Annotated in this window: 16 protein-coding genes; 3 read left to right on the top strand and 13 right to left on the bottom strand. The window is 64.9% G+C overall.

Translation table 11 applies throughout. The annotated features are described in order from the left end of the window. On the top strand, window positions 1-1,173 hold the full coding sequence (fabV, locus tag JQ586_RS02655; RefSeq protein WP_212392912.1) for an enoyl-ACP reductase FabV: 1,173 nt from the start codon (window positions 1-3) through the stop codon (window positions 1,171-1,173). 18 nt (window positions 1,174-1,191) lie between these two features. Here the strand turns inward: fabV and JQ586_RS02650 are convergent, their stop codons facing one another. The 11 genes from JQ586_RS02650 to rimP form a co-directional block, all read right to left on the bottom strand. Then, entirely contained in the window at window positions 1,192-1,788 is a 597-nt protein-coding gene (locus JQ586_RS02650; protein WP_212392911.1) for a glutathione S-transferase family protein, read from the bottom strand. A 119-nt stretch (window positions 1,789-1,907) separates the two neighbouring features. Next, a complete protein-coding gene (locus JQ586_RS02645) occupies window positions 1,908-2,738 on the bottom strand; it encodes a hypothetical protein (protein ID WP_249147199.1) in 831 nt (276 codons plus the stop codon). Window positions 2,739-2,921: 183 nt separating this feature from the next. Beyond that, complete coding sequence (locus tag JQ586_RS02640) at window positions 2,922-3,374, bottom strand: GNAT family N-acetyltransferase (RefSeq protein ID WP_212392910.1); 453 nt, start codon at window positions 3,372-3,374, stop codon at window positions 2,922-2,924. 84 nt (window positions 3,375-3,458) lie between these two features. Further along, a complete protein-coding gene (gene pnp / locus JQ586_RS02635; protein WP_212392909.1) occupies window positions 3,459-5,615 on the bottom strand; it encodes a polyribonucleotide nucleotidyltransferase in 2,157 nt (718 codons plus the stop codon). 317 nt (window positions 5,616-5,932) lie between these two features. Next, window positions 5,933-6,202 carry a 30S ribosomal protein S15 gene (rpsO, locus tag JQ586_RS02630; protein ID WP_212392908.1) on the bottom strand — a complete coding sequence of 90 codons (270 nt, stop codon included), beginning with the start codon at window positions 6,200-6,202 and terminating at the stop codon, window positions 5,933-5,935. Window positions 6,203-6,204: 2 nt separating this feature from the next. Beyond that, window positions 6,205-7,314, bottom strand: a complete 1,110-nt coding sequence (gene truB / locus JQ586_RS02625; RefSeq protein ID WP_212393010.1) for a tRNA pseudouridine(55) synthase TruB — start codon at window positions 7,312-7,314, stop codon at window positions 6,205-6,207. After that, a complete protein-coding gene (gene rbfA / locus JQ586_RS02620) occupies window positions 7,314-7,727 on the bottom strand; it encodes a 30S ribosome-binding factor RbfA (RefSeq protein ID WP_212392907.1) in 414 nt (137 codons plus the stop codon). Before rbfA ends, truB begins: the two co-directional genes overlap by 1 nt. A gap of 153 nt (window positions 7,728-7,880) precedes the next feature. Next, window positions 7,881-10,598, bottom strand: coding sequence for a translation initiation factor IF-2 (gene infB / locus JQ586_RS02615; protein WP_212392906.1), 2,718 nt, complete (start codon window positions 10,596-10,598; stop codon window positions 7,881-7,883). A 108-nt stretch (window positions 10,599-10,706) separates the two neighbouring features. Continuing rightward, window positions 10,707-11,393 carry an RNA-binding protein gene (locus JQ586_RS02610; protein WP_212392905.1) on the bottom strand — a complete coding sequence of 229 codons (687 nt, stop codon included), beginning with the start codon at window positions 11,391-11,393 and terminating at the stop codon, window positions 10,707-10,709. Between the two features lie 74 nt (window positions 11,394-11,467). Further along, window positions 11,468-13,078: a transcription termination factor NusA gene (gene nusA, locus JQ586_RS02605; RefSeq protein WP_212392904.1), complete on the bottom strand. Its 1,611-nt coding sequence runs from the start codon at window positions 13,076-13,078 to the stop codon at window positions 11,468-11,470. A 2-nt stretch (window positions 13,079-13,080) separates the two neighbouring features. Beyond that, the gene (gene rimP / locus JQ586_RS02600; RefSeq protein ID WP_212392903.1) at window positions 13,081-13,845 is read right to left on the bottom strand and encodes a ribosome maturation factor RimP; all 765 of its coding nucleotides are present in this window, start codon (window positions 13,843-13,845) and stop codon (window positions 13,081-13,083) included. A 332-nt stretch (window positions 13,846-14,177) separates the two neighbouring features. On the opposite strand from rimP, the gene JQ586_RS02595 reads away from it, so the two are divergent. Both JQ586_RS02595 and JQ586_RS02590 read left to right on the top strand, forming a co-directional pair. After that, window positions 14,178-15,251 carry a DUF2336 domain-containing protein gene (locus JQ586_RS02595; RefSeq protein WP_212392902.1) on the top strand — a complete coding sequence of 358 codons (1,074 nt, stop codon included), beginning with the start codon at window positions 14,178-14,180 and terminating at the stop codon, window positions 15,249-15,251. Between the two features lie 88 nt (window positions 15,252-15,339). Then, window positions 15,340-16,179, top strand: coding sequence for a phytanoyl-CoA dioxygenase family protein (locus JQ586_RS02590; protein WP_212392901.1), 840 nt, complete (start codon window positions 15,340-15,342; stop codon window positions 16,177-16,179). A 29-nt stretch (window positions 16,180-16,208) separates the two neighbouring features. Here JQ586_RS02590 and JQ586_RS02585 read toward each other — a convergent pair whose 3' ends face one another. Both JQ586_RS02585 and JQ586_RS02580 read right to left on the bottom strand, forming a co-directional pair. Beyond that, window positions 16,209-16,949 (bottom strand): tRNA (guanine(46)-N(7))-methyltransferase TrmB, encoded by a 741-nt coding sequence (locus tag JQ586_RS02585; protein ID WP_212392900.1) that lies wholly within the window; start codon window positions 16,947-16,949, stop codon window positions 16,209-16,211. Then, window positions 16,946-18,070 (bottom strand): M20 family metallopeptidase, encoded by a 1,125-nt coding sequence (locus JQ586_RS02580; RefSeq protein WP_212393009.1) that lies wholly within the window; start codon window positions 18,068-18,070, stop codon window positions 16,946-16,948. Before JQ586_RS02580 ends, JQ586_RS02585 begins: the two co-directional genes overlap by 4 nt. Between the last annotated feature and the right edge of the window lie 98 nt (window positions 18,071-18,168).

Here is an 18,168-nt window from a genome sequence, read left to right as displayed (position 1 = left end):
ATGATCATCGAACCGCGCGTGCGTGGCTTCATCTGCACGACTGCACACCCTGTCGGTTGCGCCAGGAACGTTCGCGAACAGATCGCTTATGTGCTTCGCCAGGGCGCGGTTCCGGACTGCCCCAAGCGCGTCGCCGTGCTGGGCTGCTCGACGGGGTACGGTCTGGCCAGCCGCATCGTCGCGACCTTCGCCGGCGGTGCTGAAACCATCGGCGTGTCGCTCGAACGCGAGCCGACGGAAAAAAGGCCGGCCAGCGCCGGCTGGTACAACAACCGCGCATTCGAGATCGAGGCGCAGAAGATCGGACGATCTCCGCTCACGCTCGAGGGCGACGCCTTCTCGGACGAGATGAAGGCGACCTTCATCGAGCGCGTGCGCGACAAGTTCGGACAGCTTGACCTGCTGGTCTACAGCATGGCAGCGCCGGTGCGCACCGATCCGGTCACCGGCAAAACCTATCGATCGGTCATCAAGCCGCTCGGCGCTCCCGTCGAGATCAAGACCCTCGACACCGAGACCGGCGAGGTCTTCCAGACGACCCTTGAACCGGCGAATGAGGAGCAAACCGCGGCCACGGTCGCGGTGATGGGCGGCGACGACTGGAAGCGCTGGATCGACCAGCTCGCGGACGCCGGGGTGCTGGCGACGGGCTTCCGGACGCTCAATTACACCTATATCGGCAGCGAGCTGACCTGGCCGATCTACTGGAACGGCACGCTCGGTCGCGCCAAGGTCGATCTCGACCGCAAGGCGGAAGAGATCCGCGGTCGGCTCGGCCAGGACGCTGCCCGCGTGGTGGCGCTGAAGGCCGTGGTGACCCAGGCGAGCTCGGCCATTCCAGTGGTGCCGCTCTATGGCACGGTGCTGTTCAAGGTCATGAAGCAGCTCGGCCTGCACGAAGGCTGTATCGAGCAGATCGATCGCCTGTTCCGCACGCGCCTCGGCAAGGATGCCACGCTCGATGACGCGCAGCGGCTCAGGGTCGACGATTGGGAGCTCTCGCCCGAGGTTCAGGCCGAGGTGTCGCGTCGATGGCCGCTGCTATCGACGGAGACACTCGGCGAGCTGGCCGATCTCGGAGAGTACAAGCGAGAGTTCCTGCGCCTGTTCGGCTTTGGCATCGACGGCGTCGACTACACGCAGGATCTCGATCCGCGCGTCGTGCCGGGTTAGACCGAGCCGACGACGATCTTACCCCGCCGCGATCTTCTCGGTCCGCTGGAATGCGGGCCGCGCCACGCAGCGGTCGATATAGGCGTCGAATGACGGCCGCGGCGGCACCATCTTGAACACCCGCACCGCCTGGTTCAGCCCGGCTCCGATCGTGATGTCGGCGGCGGAAAAATGGTCGCCGAGAAGCCACGGCCCCTTCTGCAGCTCGGCGTCAAGCACGTCGAACACCTGGGTCGCGCTGCCCCAGGCCGCCATGCGCGAGGGCACCTCGAGCTTGGTGAAGAGCTGGATCAGTGCCGGCTCGATGCAGCTCGGCCCGAAGAACAGCCATTGCAGATAGCGCGCGCGCTTCGGATCGTCTGTGGCCGGCGCGAGCCTGGTCTCCGGATAGCGGTCGGCGACATAGGCGCAGATCGCGGCAGTTTCGGCGAGCTTTGCGTCGCCGTCGACCAGCGCCGGCACCTTGCCCATCGGATTGATCTTCAAATAGTCCGGCGCCTTCTGCGCGCCGGTGTTGATGTCGGTCAGCACCCGCTGGTAAGGCAGGCCGGATTCTTCAAGCAGCCAGATGGCGGTGAACGAGCGTGAGCGCGGCGACCAATACAGCTTGATCATGGTGCGGGACCTTTCCTCGGCGTGGACAAGCCGGCCATCTTCATCGCGTTTCTGCCACGAATTGGCAATGTACGATGAGTGGAGAGGATCGGCGGATTGGCGGGCCGATCAGCGCGGATCTATTCGTCCTTGAGATAGGCTGGCATCGCCTTGTCGATCTCTTCCGCAACGAGGCCGCGGGTCTTCTCGCGCAGCGTCGCGCTGGAGGCCGCAGCCTCGGGAGGGTCGGGAAAGTCCGAATTGTCGAGATGCTTGAACGGATTTTCCGTCAGTCTCATGCTTTCGGAGAAGCGGTTGCCCATGGTCGCCAGCGTGCGGTCCATCCTCGCATAGCTCCTGCCGTCGAGCAGCGTCAGCTCTACATTGGCGAACACGTGCGAGTGCCTGAGCATCGAGCCTAGGCCCTGATTGTAGGTGCCGATGCCATCAAGCTGAAGGTTGGTGCCCTGCGGGTGCAACCTGAATTTGGTCACGACAAGGTAGCGTTCGCAGTTCGCATTTTGCGTGAAGCTTTGAACGATCGCAGGGATGCCCGTGGTTGGATCCGGCAGCAAATGCGGCTTCGGATGATAGAACAGGTCGAAGGCGCCTTTGGGATAGTTGATCCTGCGGACCGCAGGATCATTGCCGGTCGCGGCGCGAACCCGCGCGACGACGAGGTCGTCGAGCCCCCATTCGATCAGAACGTTGGTCGATTCATTCCCGATGATGGTCACACCGTACTTCTGCACAGCGAATTGATTTCCAAGTACCGGAATCACGCCGAGCCGGCATGGACCGGCCTGCGCGGCAACCGCGGGCTTCGCGGCCGCGTTGGCCTTCCGCGCGACTTTCTTTGCGGGCGGCTTGGCGAGCGCGGGTGGTGTCGGCGATGTTGGAAGAGATTGGGCCCATCCCGCCGCGCCAAAGCATGACACGAGGACGGCGGCGACGGCGAAACGACGGATCATGATCAACCAACGAAAGGTTTATGCAACAGATCTGCCTGACTAGAGCGTTTTCGAGCGAAGTGGATACCGGTTCGCGTGAAGAAAACGCGTCAAAACGAGAATCTAGGGCTTCGGTTCTGATTCAATCAGAACCGAAAATGCTCTAGAACGTGCAGATCATGTCCGCAAGGCAGGCGATCGTGCTCATCGCTTCTTCCACCGGTAGTGCTTCATCATGAAGCCGGTCCGCGGATTGACCTCTTCCTTCTCGAATACGAAGCCTTCTCGCTCGTACCAGCGCCACGCCTTTTCGTTCTCGCGGACACATTTCAGCCAGATCTCGTCCGGCAAACACTGGCGTGTGAAGGCGAGCAAGTGACGCCCCAGGCTTCGGTCCTGATAGGCCGGCACGACCATCAACTGGTCGAGCAGGGCGGTCGGCAGGTGCAGCGCCAGCATGGCGGCGATCGTGCCATCATCGCCGGCGACGAACAGGCTCCAGCCGTTGGCGATCTCGCGCGGCAGACGGGCGCGCAGATCGCTTAACAGGCCATCGCTGCGCGGCGACAGTCCGGTCGAGACCCAGCTCTCCATCCAGGCCCGGGCGATGTCGTCATACTCGTCCGGCCGGGCGGGGCGGATGGTCGGCGGCGTCATAGAAGCTTCCCTTCATGCACCTGAGCTCACGAAAAAGGGGCGGCCTTGCGGTCCGCCCCTTGGTCGTTTCGATTGCAGCCCGGCTTACTCGCCGGCGGCCTCGCGCGGGGCCGGCGCGTCGGTCTTCTGCTTGGCCTCGAGGTCTTCGCCGGTCTGCTGGTCGACCGCCTTCATCGAGAGCCGGGTCTTGCCGCGATCGTCGAAACCGAGCAGCTTGACCTTGACCTTGTCGCCTTCCTTGACGACGTCGGAGGTCTTCTGCACGCGGTTGGCGGCGAGCTGGCTGATGTGGACGAGACCGTCCTTGGCGCCGAAGAAGTTCACGAAGGCGCCGAACTCCATCACCTTGACGACGGTGCCGTCATAGATCTGGCCGACCTCCGGATCGGAGGCGATCGACTTGATCCACTTGATCGCCGCCTTCATCGCCTCGCCGTCGTTGGAGGCGACCTTCACGGTGCCGTCGTCCTCGATGTTGACCTTGGCGCCGGTCTTCTCGACGATCTCGCGGATCACCTTGCCGCCGGTGCCGATCACTTCGCGGATCTTGTCGGTAGCGATCTTGAAGGTCTCGATGCGCGGCGCATATTCGCCGAGCTCGGCACGGGCCGCGGTCAGGGCCTTGGCCATCTCGCCGAGGATGTGGATGCGCCCTTCCTTGGCCTGGCCAAGCGCGACACGCATGATTTCCTCGGTAATGCCCTCGATCTTGATGTCCATCTGGAGCGAGGTGATGCCATGGTCGGTGCCGGCAACCTTGAAGTCCATGTCGCCGAGATGATCCTCGTCACCGAGGATGTCAGACAGCACGGCAAAGCGTTGACCTTCCAGGATCAGCCCCATCGCGATACCCGCGGTCGGCCGCTTCAGCGGCACGCCGGCGTCCATCAGCGACAGCGAGGCGCCGCACACCGAGGCCATCGACGACGAGCCGTTCGACTCGGTGACCTCCGAGACCACGCGCACCGTGTAGGGGAACTCGTGATGCGGCGGCAGCACCGGGTGGATCGCACGCCAGGCGAGCTTGCCGTGGCCGATCTCGCGGCGCTTGGTGCCGCCGAGGCGGCCGGTTTCACCGACCGAGTAGGGCGGGAAGTTGTAGTGCAGCAGGAACGTTTCCTTGTACGTCCCCGACAGCGCGTCGATGTACTGCTCGTCTTCGCCGGTGCCGAGCGTGGTCACGACCATCGCCTGGGTTTCGCCCCGGGTGAAGAGCGCCGAACCGTGGGCGCGCGGCAGCACGCCGGCCTCGGCGACGATGTTGCGCACGGTCTTGACGTCACGGCCGTCGATGCGCTTGCCGGTGTCGAGGATGTTCCAGCGGACGATCTTGGCCTCGAGCTCCTTGAATACGTCGGCGACGCGGAGCTTGTCGAATTTCGGCTCCTGCCCTTCCGGAAAGAAGTGCGCCAGCACCCTTTCCTTGACGGCGCCGACCGCGGCATAGCGTTCCTGCTTGACCGGGATCGCATAGGCCTTGCGCAGATCCTGCTCGGCGATGCCGAGCATCTCCTTCTCGATCTCCGAATTGTCGATCGCGGTGACCTCGCGCGGCTCCTTGGCGGCCTTCTCGGCGAGTTCGATGATCGCGTTGATGACGGGCTGGAAGTGGCGGTGACCGAACATCACGGCGCCGAGCATCACGTCTTCGTTGAGCTCCTTGGCTTCGGATTCGACCATCAGCACGGCGTCGGCGGTGCCGGCGACGACGAGGTCGAGCTGGGTCTCGGTCATCTCGTCCAGCGTCGGGTTGAGAACATATTCATCGTTGGCGAAGCCGACGCGCGCTGCGCCGATCGGGCCCTTGAAGGGCGCGCCCGACAGCGTCAGCGCCGCGGACGCCGCAACCAGCGCCACGATATCGGGGTCGTTCTCCATGTCGTGCGAGAGAACGGTGACGATCACCTGTGTTTCGTTGCGCCAGCCATCGACGAACAGCGGACGGATCGGGCGGTCGATCAGCCGGGAGACCAGCGTCTCCTTCTCGGTCGGACGGCCTTCGCGCTTGAAGTAGCCGCCGGGAATGCGGCCCGCGGCATAGGTTTTCTCCTGGTAGTCGACCGTGAGCGGCAGGAAGTCGACGCCTTCGCGCGGCGCCTTCGCGGCCACGACGGTGGCGAGCACGACGGTCTCGCCATACGTTGCCATCACGGCGCCGTCGGCCTGGCGGGCGATCTTGCCGGTTTCAAGCTTGAGGGGACGTCCACCCCAGTCGATCTCGACGGAATGAGTATTGAACATTTCGGTTTTCTTTCATGGTTTCACGAAAGTACGGTGCCCTGAAACTCAAAGACCATGCGCAAGACGGCGGGACACTGACGCGCTCGTGCGATCAGCATCCGGCGATCCTGCCATGGTCTTCGGGATTCGGATGGCGTCCATCCTTTCGGATCTGGGCATCTTGCCCCGTCCAACGGCCGGATTGCTGCTGGACGCTAGTGCGCATGGCGCGAATGCCATGCTGTTGCGCATGATCGTCTTCCGACAATTCGAAAGCCCGCGTCAGCGGATGATCATACGAAAACGCGCGCGAACCCTCGCGCGCGTGCTTCTCAATATCAACGACGGATGTTGTGCTTTTCGAGCAGTGCCTTGTAACGCGCCTCGTCCTTCTTCTTGATGTAGTCGAGAAGGGAGCGGCGCGTCGACACGAGCTTCAGCAGGCCGCGGCGTGAGTGGTTATCCTTCACGTGGGACTTGAAGTGCTCGGTGAGGTTATTGATGCGTTCCGAGAGGATCGCGACCTGGACCTCGGGCGAGCCGGTGTCGCCGGCTTTGGTGGCATTCGTCTTGATGACTTCCGCTTTGCGTTGCGCGGTAATCGACATCGTCAGTTGCTTCCATGGTTGCGAGCCGGACCGGCAGTCAGTCCGCTCAGGTTGAACACGCGCTTGGGGATGAGTTCGCCATTGCCAAGTTCGGCAAGCGCCAACAGACGGCCTGCCACCGTGACATAGACTGTGCCGCTCGTATTGGGCGCATCCCGTCCGCGCAACAAAACGGCCTGGCCCCTATGGAGCCTTGCCGCATCAGCCCGTGTGACGGCCAGTGCCGGGATGTCGTCCAGCGCGGTCTCAACGGGCAAAAGCGCGTCGGCGAGGCTGCCCTCGCCAGACGCGGCTCTATTGCACAAAGCCTCCAACTGTTCCAGCGGAATCATGTCCGCTTCGGTAAACGGGCCGACAATGGTCCGCCGCAGGGCGCAGATATGGCCGAAACAGCCCAGAATCCGGCCCATGTCCCGCGCCAGCGCCCGAACATAGGTTCCCTTGCCGCATTCGGCCTCGAACACGGATTGGCCGTTATCTCCATGTTCCAAAAGGATTAATTCGTGAATCTCAACGGGCCGGGGTTTCAGTTCCACGGTCTCGCCGTCGCGTGCCAGGTCATAGGCGCGCTCGCCCTGCACTTTGATCGCCGAATATTGCGGCGGGATCTGCTCGATCACCCCCGTGAAGCGCGGCAGCAACTCCCGGATCGCGTCCGCGGTCGGCCGGCTCTCGCTGGTCCTGACCATGCGCCCTTCGGTGTCGTCGGTGTCGCGCTCCTCGCCCCAGCACACCGTGAAGCGGTAACGCTTGCGGCCGTCCATCACGAACGGCACGGTCTTGGTCGCCTCGCCGAGCGCGATCGGCAGACCACCGGAGGCGAGCGGATCGAGCGTGCCGGCATGGCCCGCGCGCTTGGCCTGGAACAGGCGCTTGAGCACCGCTACCGCGTGCGTCGAGGTCATGCCGATCGGCTTGTCGAGCACGACCCAGCCGTGCACGTCGCGCTTGTCGCGGCGCGGCTGCTGACCAGGCTTGCCCTGCTTCTGGCGCGGATCGTTGTTCACCCGGCGCGAATTCTCGCCGCGCTGTTCGGAAAAAATATTTCGCTCAGCGTCGCGCGCGTCGCCGTCTTTCGCGTCGATCCCGCTGTTGGTCGTCGTCACAGTCATCATTCGTCGTCCGAATCGGGTGCAAGGTCTCTCTGCACCGCAGGTGTTCGCAGTAATTTCTCGATACGTTCCGCTTCGTCGAATCGTTCATCGACGCGGAAGCGAATGTCAGGTGCAAACTTCAGGTTAACGCGATGCGCGATCTCGCCGCGGAGGAATTTCTTGTTGCGCTCGAGTGCGGCGATCACGACGTCGGTGTCGCGTCCGCCGAGCGGCATCACGTAGATCGTGGCGAGCTTCAGGTCCGGCGACATACGCACCTCGGGAACGGTGATGATGTGGCCTTCGAGATCGGGATCGTGGACGTCACCGTGCGACAAAATATCGGCAACGGCGTGGCGAACCGTTTCGCCGACGCGTAACTGACGTTGCGAGCCGCCGGCGGCGGAGCTCTTTTTTTGATGACGCGGCATCGTGCTCTTTCAAAACCTTCAGGCCCGCATGCTGAGGCAGGCAACGAGGTCCTTGGGTTCAAATCAGGCAATGCGGACGTGGCCGGACTTGAAGTCCGGCCGCGTCACGGCATTTTCAGCAAAATGAATCCAGGCGCTTCGTAAGACTTGGACTTACAGAGAGCGCTGGATCGTCTCGATGCGATAACACTCGATCACGTCGCCGACGCGCATGTCGCCGTAGTTTTCGAACGCCATACCGCATTCCTGGCCGGCGACGACTTCCTTCACTTCATCCTTGAAGCGCTTCAGCGTCGAGAGCTTGCCTTCGTGCACCACGACGTTGTCGCGGATCAGGCGAACATTGGCGCCGCGCTCCACGGTGCCGTCGGTGACGCGGCAACCCGCGACCTTGCCGACCTTGGAAATGTTGAACACTTCCAGGATCTGCGCGTTGCCCAGCATGGTTTCGCGCAGGGTCGGCGCGAGCAGGCCGGACATCGCCTTTTTGATGTCATCCACGAGGTCGTAGATGATGTTGTAGTAGCGGATCTCGATGCCGTTGCGCTTGGCCGCGGCGGCAGCTTCCTTGTTGGCTCGGACCGAGAAGCCGATGATCGCGGCGTTGAAGCCTTCGGCCAGCGTGACGTCGGACTCCGAGATGCCGCCGACGCCGGCATGCAGGATGCGGGCGGCGACCTCGTCGGTGCCGAGCTTCTCCAGCGAGCCCAGGATCGCTTCCAGCGAGCCCTGCACGTCGGCCTTGACGATCAGCGGGAACTCCTTGCGGCCCGCGGTCTTGAGCTGGGACATCATCTGCTCAAGCGAGCCGCGCATGCCGGAGATCGACGCCGCGGCATTCTCGCGCTTCTGGTGCGCGCGGTAGCTCGTGACCTGGCGGGCGCGGGCTTCGTTCTCGACCACGGCGAGGCGATCGCCGGCTTCCGGCGGGCCGTTGAAGCCGAGCACCTCGACCGGCACCGACGGGCCGGCCTCGTCGAGATTCTCACCCTGGTCGGAGATCAGCGCGCGGACACGGCCCATCTCGGCACCGGCCACGATGATGTCGCCGACCCGCAGCGTGCCGCGCTGTACCAGCACGGTCGCGACCGGACCGCGGCCGCGATCGAGCTTGGCTTCGATTACGGTGCCTTCCGCCGGACGTTCCGAATTGGTCTTCAGGTCGAGGATTTCGGCCTGCAGCGCGATCATTTCCAGGAGCTTGTCGAGATTGGTCTTGTTCTTGGCAGAGACTTCGACATCGACGACGTCGCCGCCAAGCGATTCGACCTGTACCTCGTGCTGCAGCAGCTCGGTGCGCACGCGCTCCGGCCTCGCATCGGGCTTGTCGATCTTGTTGATCGCCACGATCATCGGCACCTTGGCCGCCTTGGCATGATTGATCGCCTCGATCGTCTGCGGCATCACACCGTCATCGGCCGCGACCACCAGCACGACGATGTCGGTGACCTTGGCGCCGCGGGCGCGCATCGCGGTGAACGCGGCGTGGCCGGGCGTGTCGATGAAGGTGATCTTGGTGCCGCTCTCGGGCGAGAGCACCTGATAGGCGCCGATGTGCTGGGTGATGCCACCGGCTTCGCCCGACACGACGTTGGCGTGGCGCAGCGCATCGAGCAGCGAGGTCTTGCCGTGGTCGACGTGCCCCATGACGGTGACGACCGGGGAACGCGGCTCGGTATCGGTGGAATCGTCGACGACGTCGAACAGGCCTTCTTCCACGTCGGCGGCGGCGACGCGCTTCACGGTATGGCCGAGCTCTTCGGCGATCAGCTGCGCGGTGTCGGCGTCGATCACGTCGGTGATCTTGTGCATCGCGCCCTGCTTCATCAGCATGCGGATGACGTCGACCGCGCGTTCAGACATGCGGTTGGCGAGTTCCTGGATCGTGATCGCCTCGGGGATCGTGACTTCGCGGGTCAGCTTCTCCTTCGGCTCGTTTGAGGCATGACCCTTCAGGCGCTGGGTGCGGCGGCGGAACGAGGCGATCGAACGCTCGCGCACGTCATCGGCATTGAGCGCGGTGGTCACGGTCAGGCGGCCGCGCTCTTTCTGCGGACCGGGCTTGTGGGTCGTCTTGGGCGCAGCCGCGGGACGTACGGCGCCGCCGGGGCGGCGCACCAGACGCGGACCTTCATCCTCGTCCGCTTCGGCCGCAACCGCCGGTGGCCGTCCGGGCGCGGAGGCCGGGGTGCGCGCAGAGGGGGATGTTGTCGTGCGAGCCGGCGCTGACGTCGCGGGGCGCCCCGGAGCAGACGTCGCGGGCCGCGCAGGCGGCGACGAGGCTGCGGGGCTGGCCGGCGCAGCAGAGGCTCCCGGCTTGGCCTCGCCTTCGCCAAAGCGACGCTTGGCCTCGACCTCCGCCTTGCGCTTGGCTTCCTCTTCGTGGCGATGGCGATCTTCTTCCGCCTTGCGGCGGGCTTCGGCGGCCTCACGCTCGACCTTCTCGGCGGCCTCGCGGACGGCACGGCGCTTGGCTTCCTCTTCGGCCTGCCGGCGCTCCTCGATGTCACGCTGCCTGGCGTCGGCGAGCGCGCTGGCGCGGGCCGAACGTTCATCGTCGGTCAGGGTGCGAAGCACGACGCCCGAACCGGAATTGCGCTGGGGTTGGCCCGACGGTCCGCCTCCGGGGCGGCCGAGCGGCGGCTTGGGGGCGGGCGCCGCGGGCTTTGCAACCACGGGTTCCGGCGCATGCGCGTCGGCGGGGCCGTCGCCGCCGATGCGGCGCTTGCCACGCTTCTCGACCACGACCTGCTTGGTCCGGCCATGGCTGAAGCTCTGGCGCACGGTGCCCGTCTCGACGCGCGGCTTCAGCGTCAAGGTCTTGGTCGGGACACTCAGAGTCTTGTCGCCAGGAGTTTTGGTATCAACCATTCAGCAGTCCTAATCTCGTTTCGCTGTGCGTTTACCGCACAAATCCTTCAACTCGTCGTCTTTTGTTGAGCATGATCATGTTGGAAAGGCGGTATCCGCCTCTCCGGATCAGGCTCTGGAATTTCTGGCCGCTTCGGCGGTCTTGTCGTCGTCGGCCATCCGGTATCGGACCAGCAACTGGCAGCGCGACAGGAACGTCTTGCTCGCCGGGCCCGCGAGCAGCGCAGCATGTATCACATTTGACCGCCCAAGTGCCAAATCCAATTCTGCCGACGTCAAAACATTGACGGCGGCGATTACCGGCGATTCACCACGTTTTTCGCCCCTTTGCCTGACGATCGCGTCCAATTTGCGGATTCCGTCGGCGGCGCCGTCGGAAGCGTGGATCAGGGCTGCGGTTTCGCCCGCCTTGAGCGCGTCCTCGACCTTGCCGAAGCCCGACACGACCTGGCCGGCCTTGGCAGCCATCGCCAAGGCCTCGGTGACGCTGCGCACCAAAAGGGTCTCGGTATCGGCGGGAAGGGTCGGCGCGACGCGGACATCACGCTTGAATCCCTTGCTAAATTGGTGACGGCGGACTGCTTCCGCAATGCTGCGCCGCGATGCGGAAACCCATAATCCCCGGCCGGGCAGCTTGCGCTTGAGATCCGGCACCACCTCGCCGGTGGGCGCGACGACGAACCGGATCAACTCGTCGATCGGACGCACCTCGCGGCTAACCGCGCACATCCGCGTGGTCGCGGACTTCTGCGTCCGCGGCCCATCGTCGAGATCGGGGTCAGCCTGAGCGAGCATCCGGTGGCCATCTCCCTACTCATTTGGTGCGAGTTCTTGTCGCAAGGCCGGTCTCCACATCTGCGGAACGCGCGCTACGCCGCCGGTTCTTCGGCCACGTCGGCCTCGGCGGCCGGCCTGGCGAGATCGGCCTCGGTGATCCAGCCGGCCTTGAGGCGCGCCTGCATGATCATGGCCTCGGCGTCGTCGCGCGAGATCTCGACGCCGTCGAGGAATCCGGCATGCTTGGTCGGCTCGCCGCCTTCCTTGCGCTCGGTCCAGCCGACCAGATCGTCGGTGGCGCAGCCGGCGAGGTCTTCGACGGTCTTCACGTCGTTCTCGCCGAGCTTCACCAGCATCTTCGAGGTCACGCCGGGCACGTCCTTCATGGCATCCTCGACGCCGAGTTCCTTGCGCTTGGCCTCCAGCTCGGCCTCGAGCTGCTCGAGATATTCGCGGGCCCGGTTCTGCAGCTCGGTTGCGGTCTCCTCGTCGAAACCCTCGATGCCGGCGAGTTCCTTGACGTCGACCAGCGCGAGTTCCTCGACCGAGGTGAAGCCTTCGGACGCCAGCAACTGGCCGACCACCTCGTCGACATTGAGCGCTTCCATGAACACGCGGGTCGAATTCTCGAAGTCGGCCTGGCGGCGCTCGGATTCTTCCTGCTCGGTCAGGATGTCGATGTCCCATCCGGTGAGCTGCGAGGCGAGGCGCACGTTCTGGCCGCGGCGGCCGATCGCCAGCGAAAGCTGGTTGTTGGTGTCGGGAACCACGACCTCGATCCGCTCGCGATCCTCATCGATCACGACCTTGGCGACTTCGGCCGGCGCCAGCGCGTTGACGACGAAGGTCGCGATGTCGGGCGACCACGGAATGATGTCGATCTTCTCGCCCTGCAGCTCGTTCACCACGGCCTGCACGCGCGAGCCGCGCATGCCGACGCAGGCGCCGACCGGGTCGACCGAGGAATCGCGCGAGATCACGCCGATCTTGGCGCGCGAGCCGGGGTCGCGGGCCACCGCCTTGATCTCGACGATGCCGTCATAGATCTCGGGCACCTCCTGCGCGAACAGCTTCGCCATGAACTGCGGATGGGTGCGGGACAGGAAGATCTGCGGTCCGCGGGTCTCGCGACGGACGTCGAAGATATAGGCGCGGACGCGGTCGCCGTTGCGGAACACCTCGCGGGGCAGCATCTCGTCGCGGCGCACGATGGCTTCGCCGCGGCCGAGGTCGACGATCACGCTGCCATATTCGACGCGCTTGACGACGCCGTTGACGATGTCGCCGATGCGGTCCTTGAATTCCTGGTACTGCCGGTCGCGTTCGGCCTCGCGCACCTTCTGCACGATCACCTGCTTGGCGGATTGGGCGGCGATGCGGCCATATTCAAGCGGCGGCAGCGTGTCGGCGATGGTGTCGCCGACCTGGGCGCCGGGGTTCATGCGCTGGGCGTCGACCAGAGAAATCTGGTTCGAAGAATTCTCGACCACGTCGACCACCAGCATGTGACGCGACAGGCGAAGCTCGCCCTTCTTGGCGTCGATCTCGGCATGAACGTCGGTCTCGCTGCCGTAGCGGGCGCGCGCCGCCTTGGCGATGGCATCCTCCATCGCCGCGATCACGATGGAGCGGTCGATCGACTTTTCGCGCGCAACTGCGTCTGCGATCTGCAGCAGTTCGAGTTTGTTGGCGCTGACGGCCATGGCTAGTCTCCTTCGGATGGATCGGTCTCGCCGCGGCGCGCGCGTCCGGCGGCCAGGCGATGTTTCTTGGTGTTGGTCGGGGCCGGCTTCTTGCCGGGCTTCGGTTTCGGCTTCTGGCTCTTCGCGGGATCGCTGTTCCTCGCATGCGCCGGCTGCGGCCGCGCGAGGCCAAGCTCGCGGCGCAATTCGCGCTCGGCGGCCTTGCCGCGGCGCATCGATTCCTCGATCAGCTCGTCGGTCAGCACGAGCCGCGCATCCGAGATGTCCTCCATCACCAGAAGGAGCTCGGCGTCCTCATCGGCACGCGGATCGTCGCGCTTGACGCGCACTGCATTGCCATCGACGCCGGCGAGCAGGCCGCGGAACCGCTTGCGGCCCTGATGCGCCACCGCCATCTCGATCTTCACGAGATGCCCGGTATAGCGCTCGAAATCGGAACGCCGCACAAGCGGACGGTCGATACCCGGCGACGAGATCTCGAGCCGGTAGGCGCGCTCGATCGGATCGGCGACGTCGAGCACCGGCGACAATGCGCGCGAGATCGCCTCGCAATCCTCGAGCTGCATCGAGCCATCGGGCCGCTCCGCCATGATCTGCACGGTGCAGCCGGCGTCGCCCGACACCTTGATGCGGACCAGGCGATAGCCCATGCCTTGCAGCACGGGCGCGGCGACCGCGGCCACGCGCGCCGCCACTCCCGGCTCGATGACGAGCCGCGGCTCGCTGAGCAGTTCGGCGTCCACGGACGTGGCGGTCGGATCGGTCATATGCAGTGTCAAAGGCAGCTTGAGGTCTGTCGTGTTGCTCGATCGGCCTTAAGGGGCCGCTAACGCTACCCAAACGAGGCCCAGTCCCGCCGGGTCCCTTCAGGTAACAAAAAAGAGCGGGTCCCGGGGGGCCCACTCTCGATACGCGATCGTATGAGATACCATAAGTTGCCGCTGATATAGCGCTTTTGCCCGGGCCCGGCAAGGCCTTCGGACACGGAGGCGCCCGATTTTGCCGCTCACCCGGGGTGCGATCCGGTCTAACCCTCCGTTTACGAACGGGACCTAGATTGCCTCCCAAACCGGCCCAAGCCGCTGGTTTGGATAGGCTTATGACGACAGCCCTTGCGCTGATCCCGGAACTCGACGAGATCGTCCGCCGCGGCGACCCCAAACGCCGTGCCGATGCCGCGCGGCGGCTCAGCGAGCTGTTCCTGCAAGGCGCGGCGAACTTCCGTCCCGACCATGTCGCTCTGTTCGATGGCGTGCTGACCAGCCTGGTTCCGCATGCCGAGCTGGCGGCGCGGATCGATCTGGCCGAACGGCTCTCGCTGCTTGCCAATGCGCCCCTGCATCTCGTCGGCCAGCTCGCGCATGAGGACGAGATTGCGATCGCGGGCCCGCTGCTGCGCCGGTCGCCAGTCATCGACGACAAGGTGCTGGTCGAGATCGCCAGGGCCAAGGGACAGGGCCATCTGCTCGCGATGGCCGAGCGCCCGAGGCTCTCGACCGCGCTGACCGACGTCCTGGTCGAGCGCGGCGATCGCGACGTGATCCGCCGCGCCGCCAGCAACGCCGGCGCAGCGTTTTCGAACGTCGGCTTTTCGACGTTGGTCAAGCGCGCCCACATGGATGGCGTGCTGACGCTGAGGATCGGCCAGCGCGATGATCTTCCGCCCGAACATCTCAAGAGCCTGCTCGAGGGATCGATCGATGTTGTCCGCCGCCGCCTGTTCACCGTGGCGAGGCCCGACCGGCAGGTCGCGATCAACAAGGCGATGCACGAAATCACCGGCGCGACCGAGCAGCCCGAAAGCCGCCGCGATTTTACGCTGGCACAACGCACCGTGATGGCGTTGCATCGTGCCGGTCGATTGTCGGAAAGCGCGTTGCTCAACTTCGCCAGGGCGTTCAAGTACGAAGAAGCGGTCGCGGCGCTCGCCACGATGACCGGCGTGAAGGTCACGACCCTCGACCGCCTGATCAGCGGCGATCGCTATGATCCGATCCTGCTCGCGGCCAAGACGATCGGCCTGGAATGGCCGACGGTGCGCGCGCTGATCCTGATGCGGCTCGGGCCGAACCGGACCGTATCACCCGCCGACATCGAAGGCGCGCGGCTGAATTTCGCCCGCCTGATGCCGTCGACCGCCCAGCGCGTCGTGGATTTCTGGAAGTCGCACTGAGCTCCGTCATCAAAGGACTTTTCAAGGCTCCGCATCGCCCACTATGCTCCCGCGCAAGGCGCGACACAGCGCCATTTGGGAGAACGACATGCTGACGGACGCCGACATTCAATCGCACGCCGAACGGATCCGCGAGGACGGATACAGCGTGATCGAGCGCGCCGCCTCGCCCGAACTGGTCGAGGGATTGAAGCAGGCGGTGCTGCGGATCGAGCGCGAGCACGAGCTCGGACTTGCCCGGACCTCGTTCGAGGGGTTCAAGACGCTGCGCATCAACAACCTCCTGACCTATGATGACCTGTTCTGGGAGGTGCCGCTGCACGAGAATGTGCTGCCGGTGGTCGAGCGCGTGCTGGACAGGGAATGCCTGCTCTCGTCGTTCTGTTCGCTGGTGCTGGGTCCAGGACAGGAAGCGCAGCCGATCCACGAGGACACCCAGCTGATCCCGCTGCCGCGGCCGCATATTCCGATCACGATCAACGCGATCTGGGCGGTGTCGGACTTCCGCGACGACAATGGTGCGACGCGGATCATCCCGGGCAGCCATAAATTCGATTCGTCGCCGGACTACGGCAAGGATTACGACGCCGTCACCGCGACCATGCCGGTGGGCAGCGTGATGCTGTTCGACAGCGCGCTGTGGCACGGCGGCGGCGCCAACACCAGCGCTGACAGGCGCTTTGCCTTCTCCTGCGCCTATTGCTGGGGCTGGATGCGCCAGCAGGAGAATTTGCAGCTCGGCATTCCCCGCGAGGTCGCAAGCCGCTTTCCGCGCCGTTTGCAGGAGCTGTGCGGCTACAGCGTCTACAAGGGCCAGTTCGGCCACATCGACAACCGCGATCCGATCGAGCTCCTGGGCCGCGAGCGCGGCAAGCGCATGGTGTGGGAAGCAACCGATGCCAAGAAGGCGCGGTTGGCCAACCAATAGCCGGCGTCCTAGCCGGGCATGGCGAGACGTCAGAGTCTTCGAAACCGCAGATACGCCGCCTTCCGTCCCTCGCGCTCGGCCTTCGCGCCGTAGCGCGTCATGGTGTAGTCCGGCCACGGCGACTGCCAGTCGATCGCGCGCTCGGCGAGCCACGCAAACTCCGGTGCACGCATCAGGTGCGCCAGCGTCCAGGCGCAGTAGTCGTCGATGTCGCTGACGAAACGGAACTCGCCGCCGAATTTGATGATGCGCGCCATCGCCGCGACCGTTGCATCCTGCACGAAGCGCCGCTTCCAGTGCCGCCGCTTCGGCCAGGGGTCAGGATGGATCAGGTCGATCCGGGCGAGCGAGCGCGCCGGCGCCCACGCCAGCAACTCGGCGGCATCGCCCGCGAACAGCCTGACATTGCCGACATTCCGGGCCTCGATCTGGGTCAGGATCTTGGCCATGCCGTTGACATAGGGCTCGCAGCCGATGAAGCCGACGTTCGGAAACGCCTGTGCCTCGGCGATCAGATGTTCGCCGCCGCCGAACCCGATCTCGAGCCTGACATGCTCGATGCCGTCATCGAACAGTTCGGTGAGCCTGTCCGGTGCTGGCGCGTTGATATCGACCGCGAGGTGCGGCAGGAGATTGTCGACCAGGTCGGCCTGGTGCGAGCGTAGTTTGTGGCCCTTGCGCCGGCCAAAAAACGCGCCGCGCGAATGCGCGACCGCGCCGTCATCCGGTGGCGCCTCGTGATCGCCGGCATCGCGCGGTGCTGAGATCATCGCAAGGTCTGGTAGAGGCGATACAGCAGCCGCGCCCGCGGCTCGATCGACGAGACGTAGAGCTGCTCGTAATGGGTATGCGCGCCCTTGCCGTCGACTCCGAGGCCATCGAGGGTCGCGGTGTGTGGCGCGGTGAAATTGCCGTCGGAGCCGCCGCCGGTGAAGACGTCGACGAGATCGAAGCCGATCTCGGCGGCGAGTCCCCTGGCGTGCTCGAAGAGTGCGGCGCCGGCGTTGCTCTTCTCATAGGGCGGACGGTTCAATTCACCCGTCACCGTCACGCTGACGCCCTCGGTGCGTGATGTCAGCCCGAGGATTCTCGGCACCAGCTCCTCGGCGGCGGCGATGCTCGGTACTCGCAGATCGACTTCCGCGATGGCCTCTTCCGCGATCACATTCGGCTTGGTTCCACCCTTGACGACGCCAACATTGACGGTGATGCCGCGCTTGAGGTCGTTCATCGCCGCCAGCGCCTGGATCACATTGCCGAGCTCGTGGATCGCGCTGCGGCCGTCCTCCGGGCGTGCGCCGGCGTGCGCCGGCACGCCCTTGATGACCACGTCGAAGCGCGCCACACCCTTGCGTCCGGTGACGATCCTGCCGCCGTCGCGCGCCGGCTCGGTGACCAGCACATACTTTGCCTTGCGGCCCTCGGCCTCGATCAGCGCCCGCGAGGTCGGACTGCCAATCTCCTCGTCCGAAACGTAGAGCTGCGTGATGCCGAGCGGCGCGCGAGCCGCGTCGGTGCAGATTTGCCGGAAGGCATGATAGGCGAGATAGGCGCCGCCTTTCATGTCGTAGATGCCGGGGCCGAACGCGCTGTCGCCCTCGACCTTGAACGGCAGGCGCTGGATGAACCCCATCGGGTGAACGGTATCGATATGGCTCAGCACCAGGATGCCCGGCGCGTCCTGGCCCCATGACGAGCGCGCCGCCAGATGATCGCCGCAGCCGTCGCGTCCTGCAACACGCTCGACATCCGCCGGCAGGTCGCGATAGCCGGAAGCGACGAGATCGGCGAGCTTGTTGACCTGATCGGGCCGCTCCGTCGGAGACTCGATCTCGACCCAGCGGCGGATGCCGTCGAGGATCGCTGTTGCTTCAAACGGATTGCTGGACATGGCCACCACTGACGCCTCGCGGATGTGATTGTCATTGCGCGCATGCGCACGATCGCATTTGCTTTCGAGCACGATCTCGTCGGAAAACCGGCTTGCAT

Source organism: Bradyrhizobium jicamae (genome assembly GCF_018130215.1).
Lineage (GTDB): Bacteria > Pseudomonadota > Alphaproteobacteria > Rhizobiales > Xanthobacteraceae > Bradyrhizobium > Bradyrhizobium jicamae_A.
Note: the sequence above shows the minus strand (reverse complement) of the source record. Positions and strands in the feature narration are given on the sequence as shown.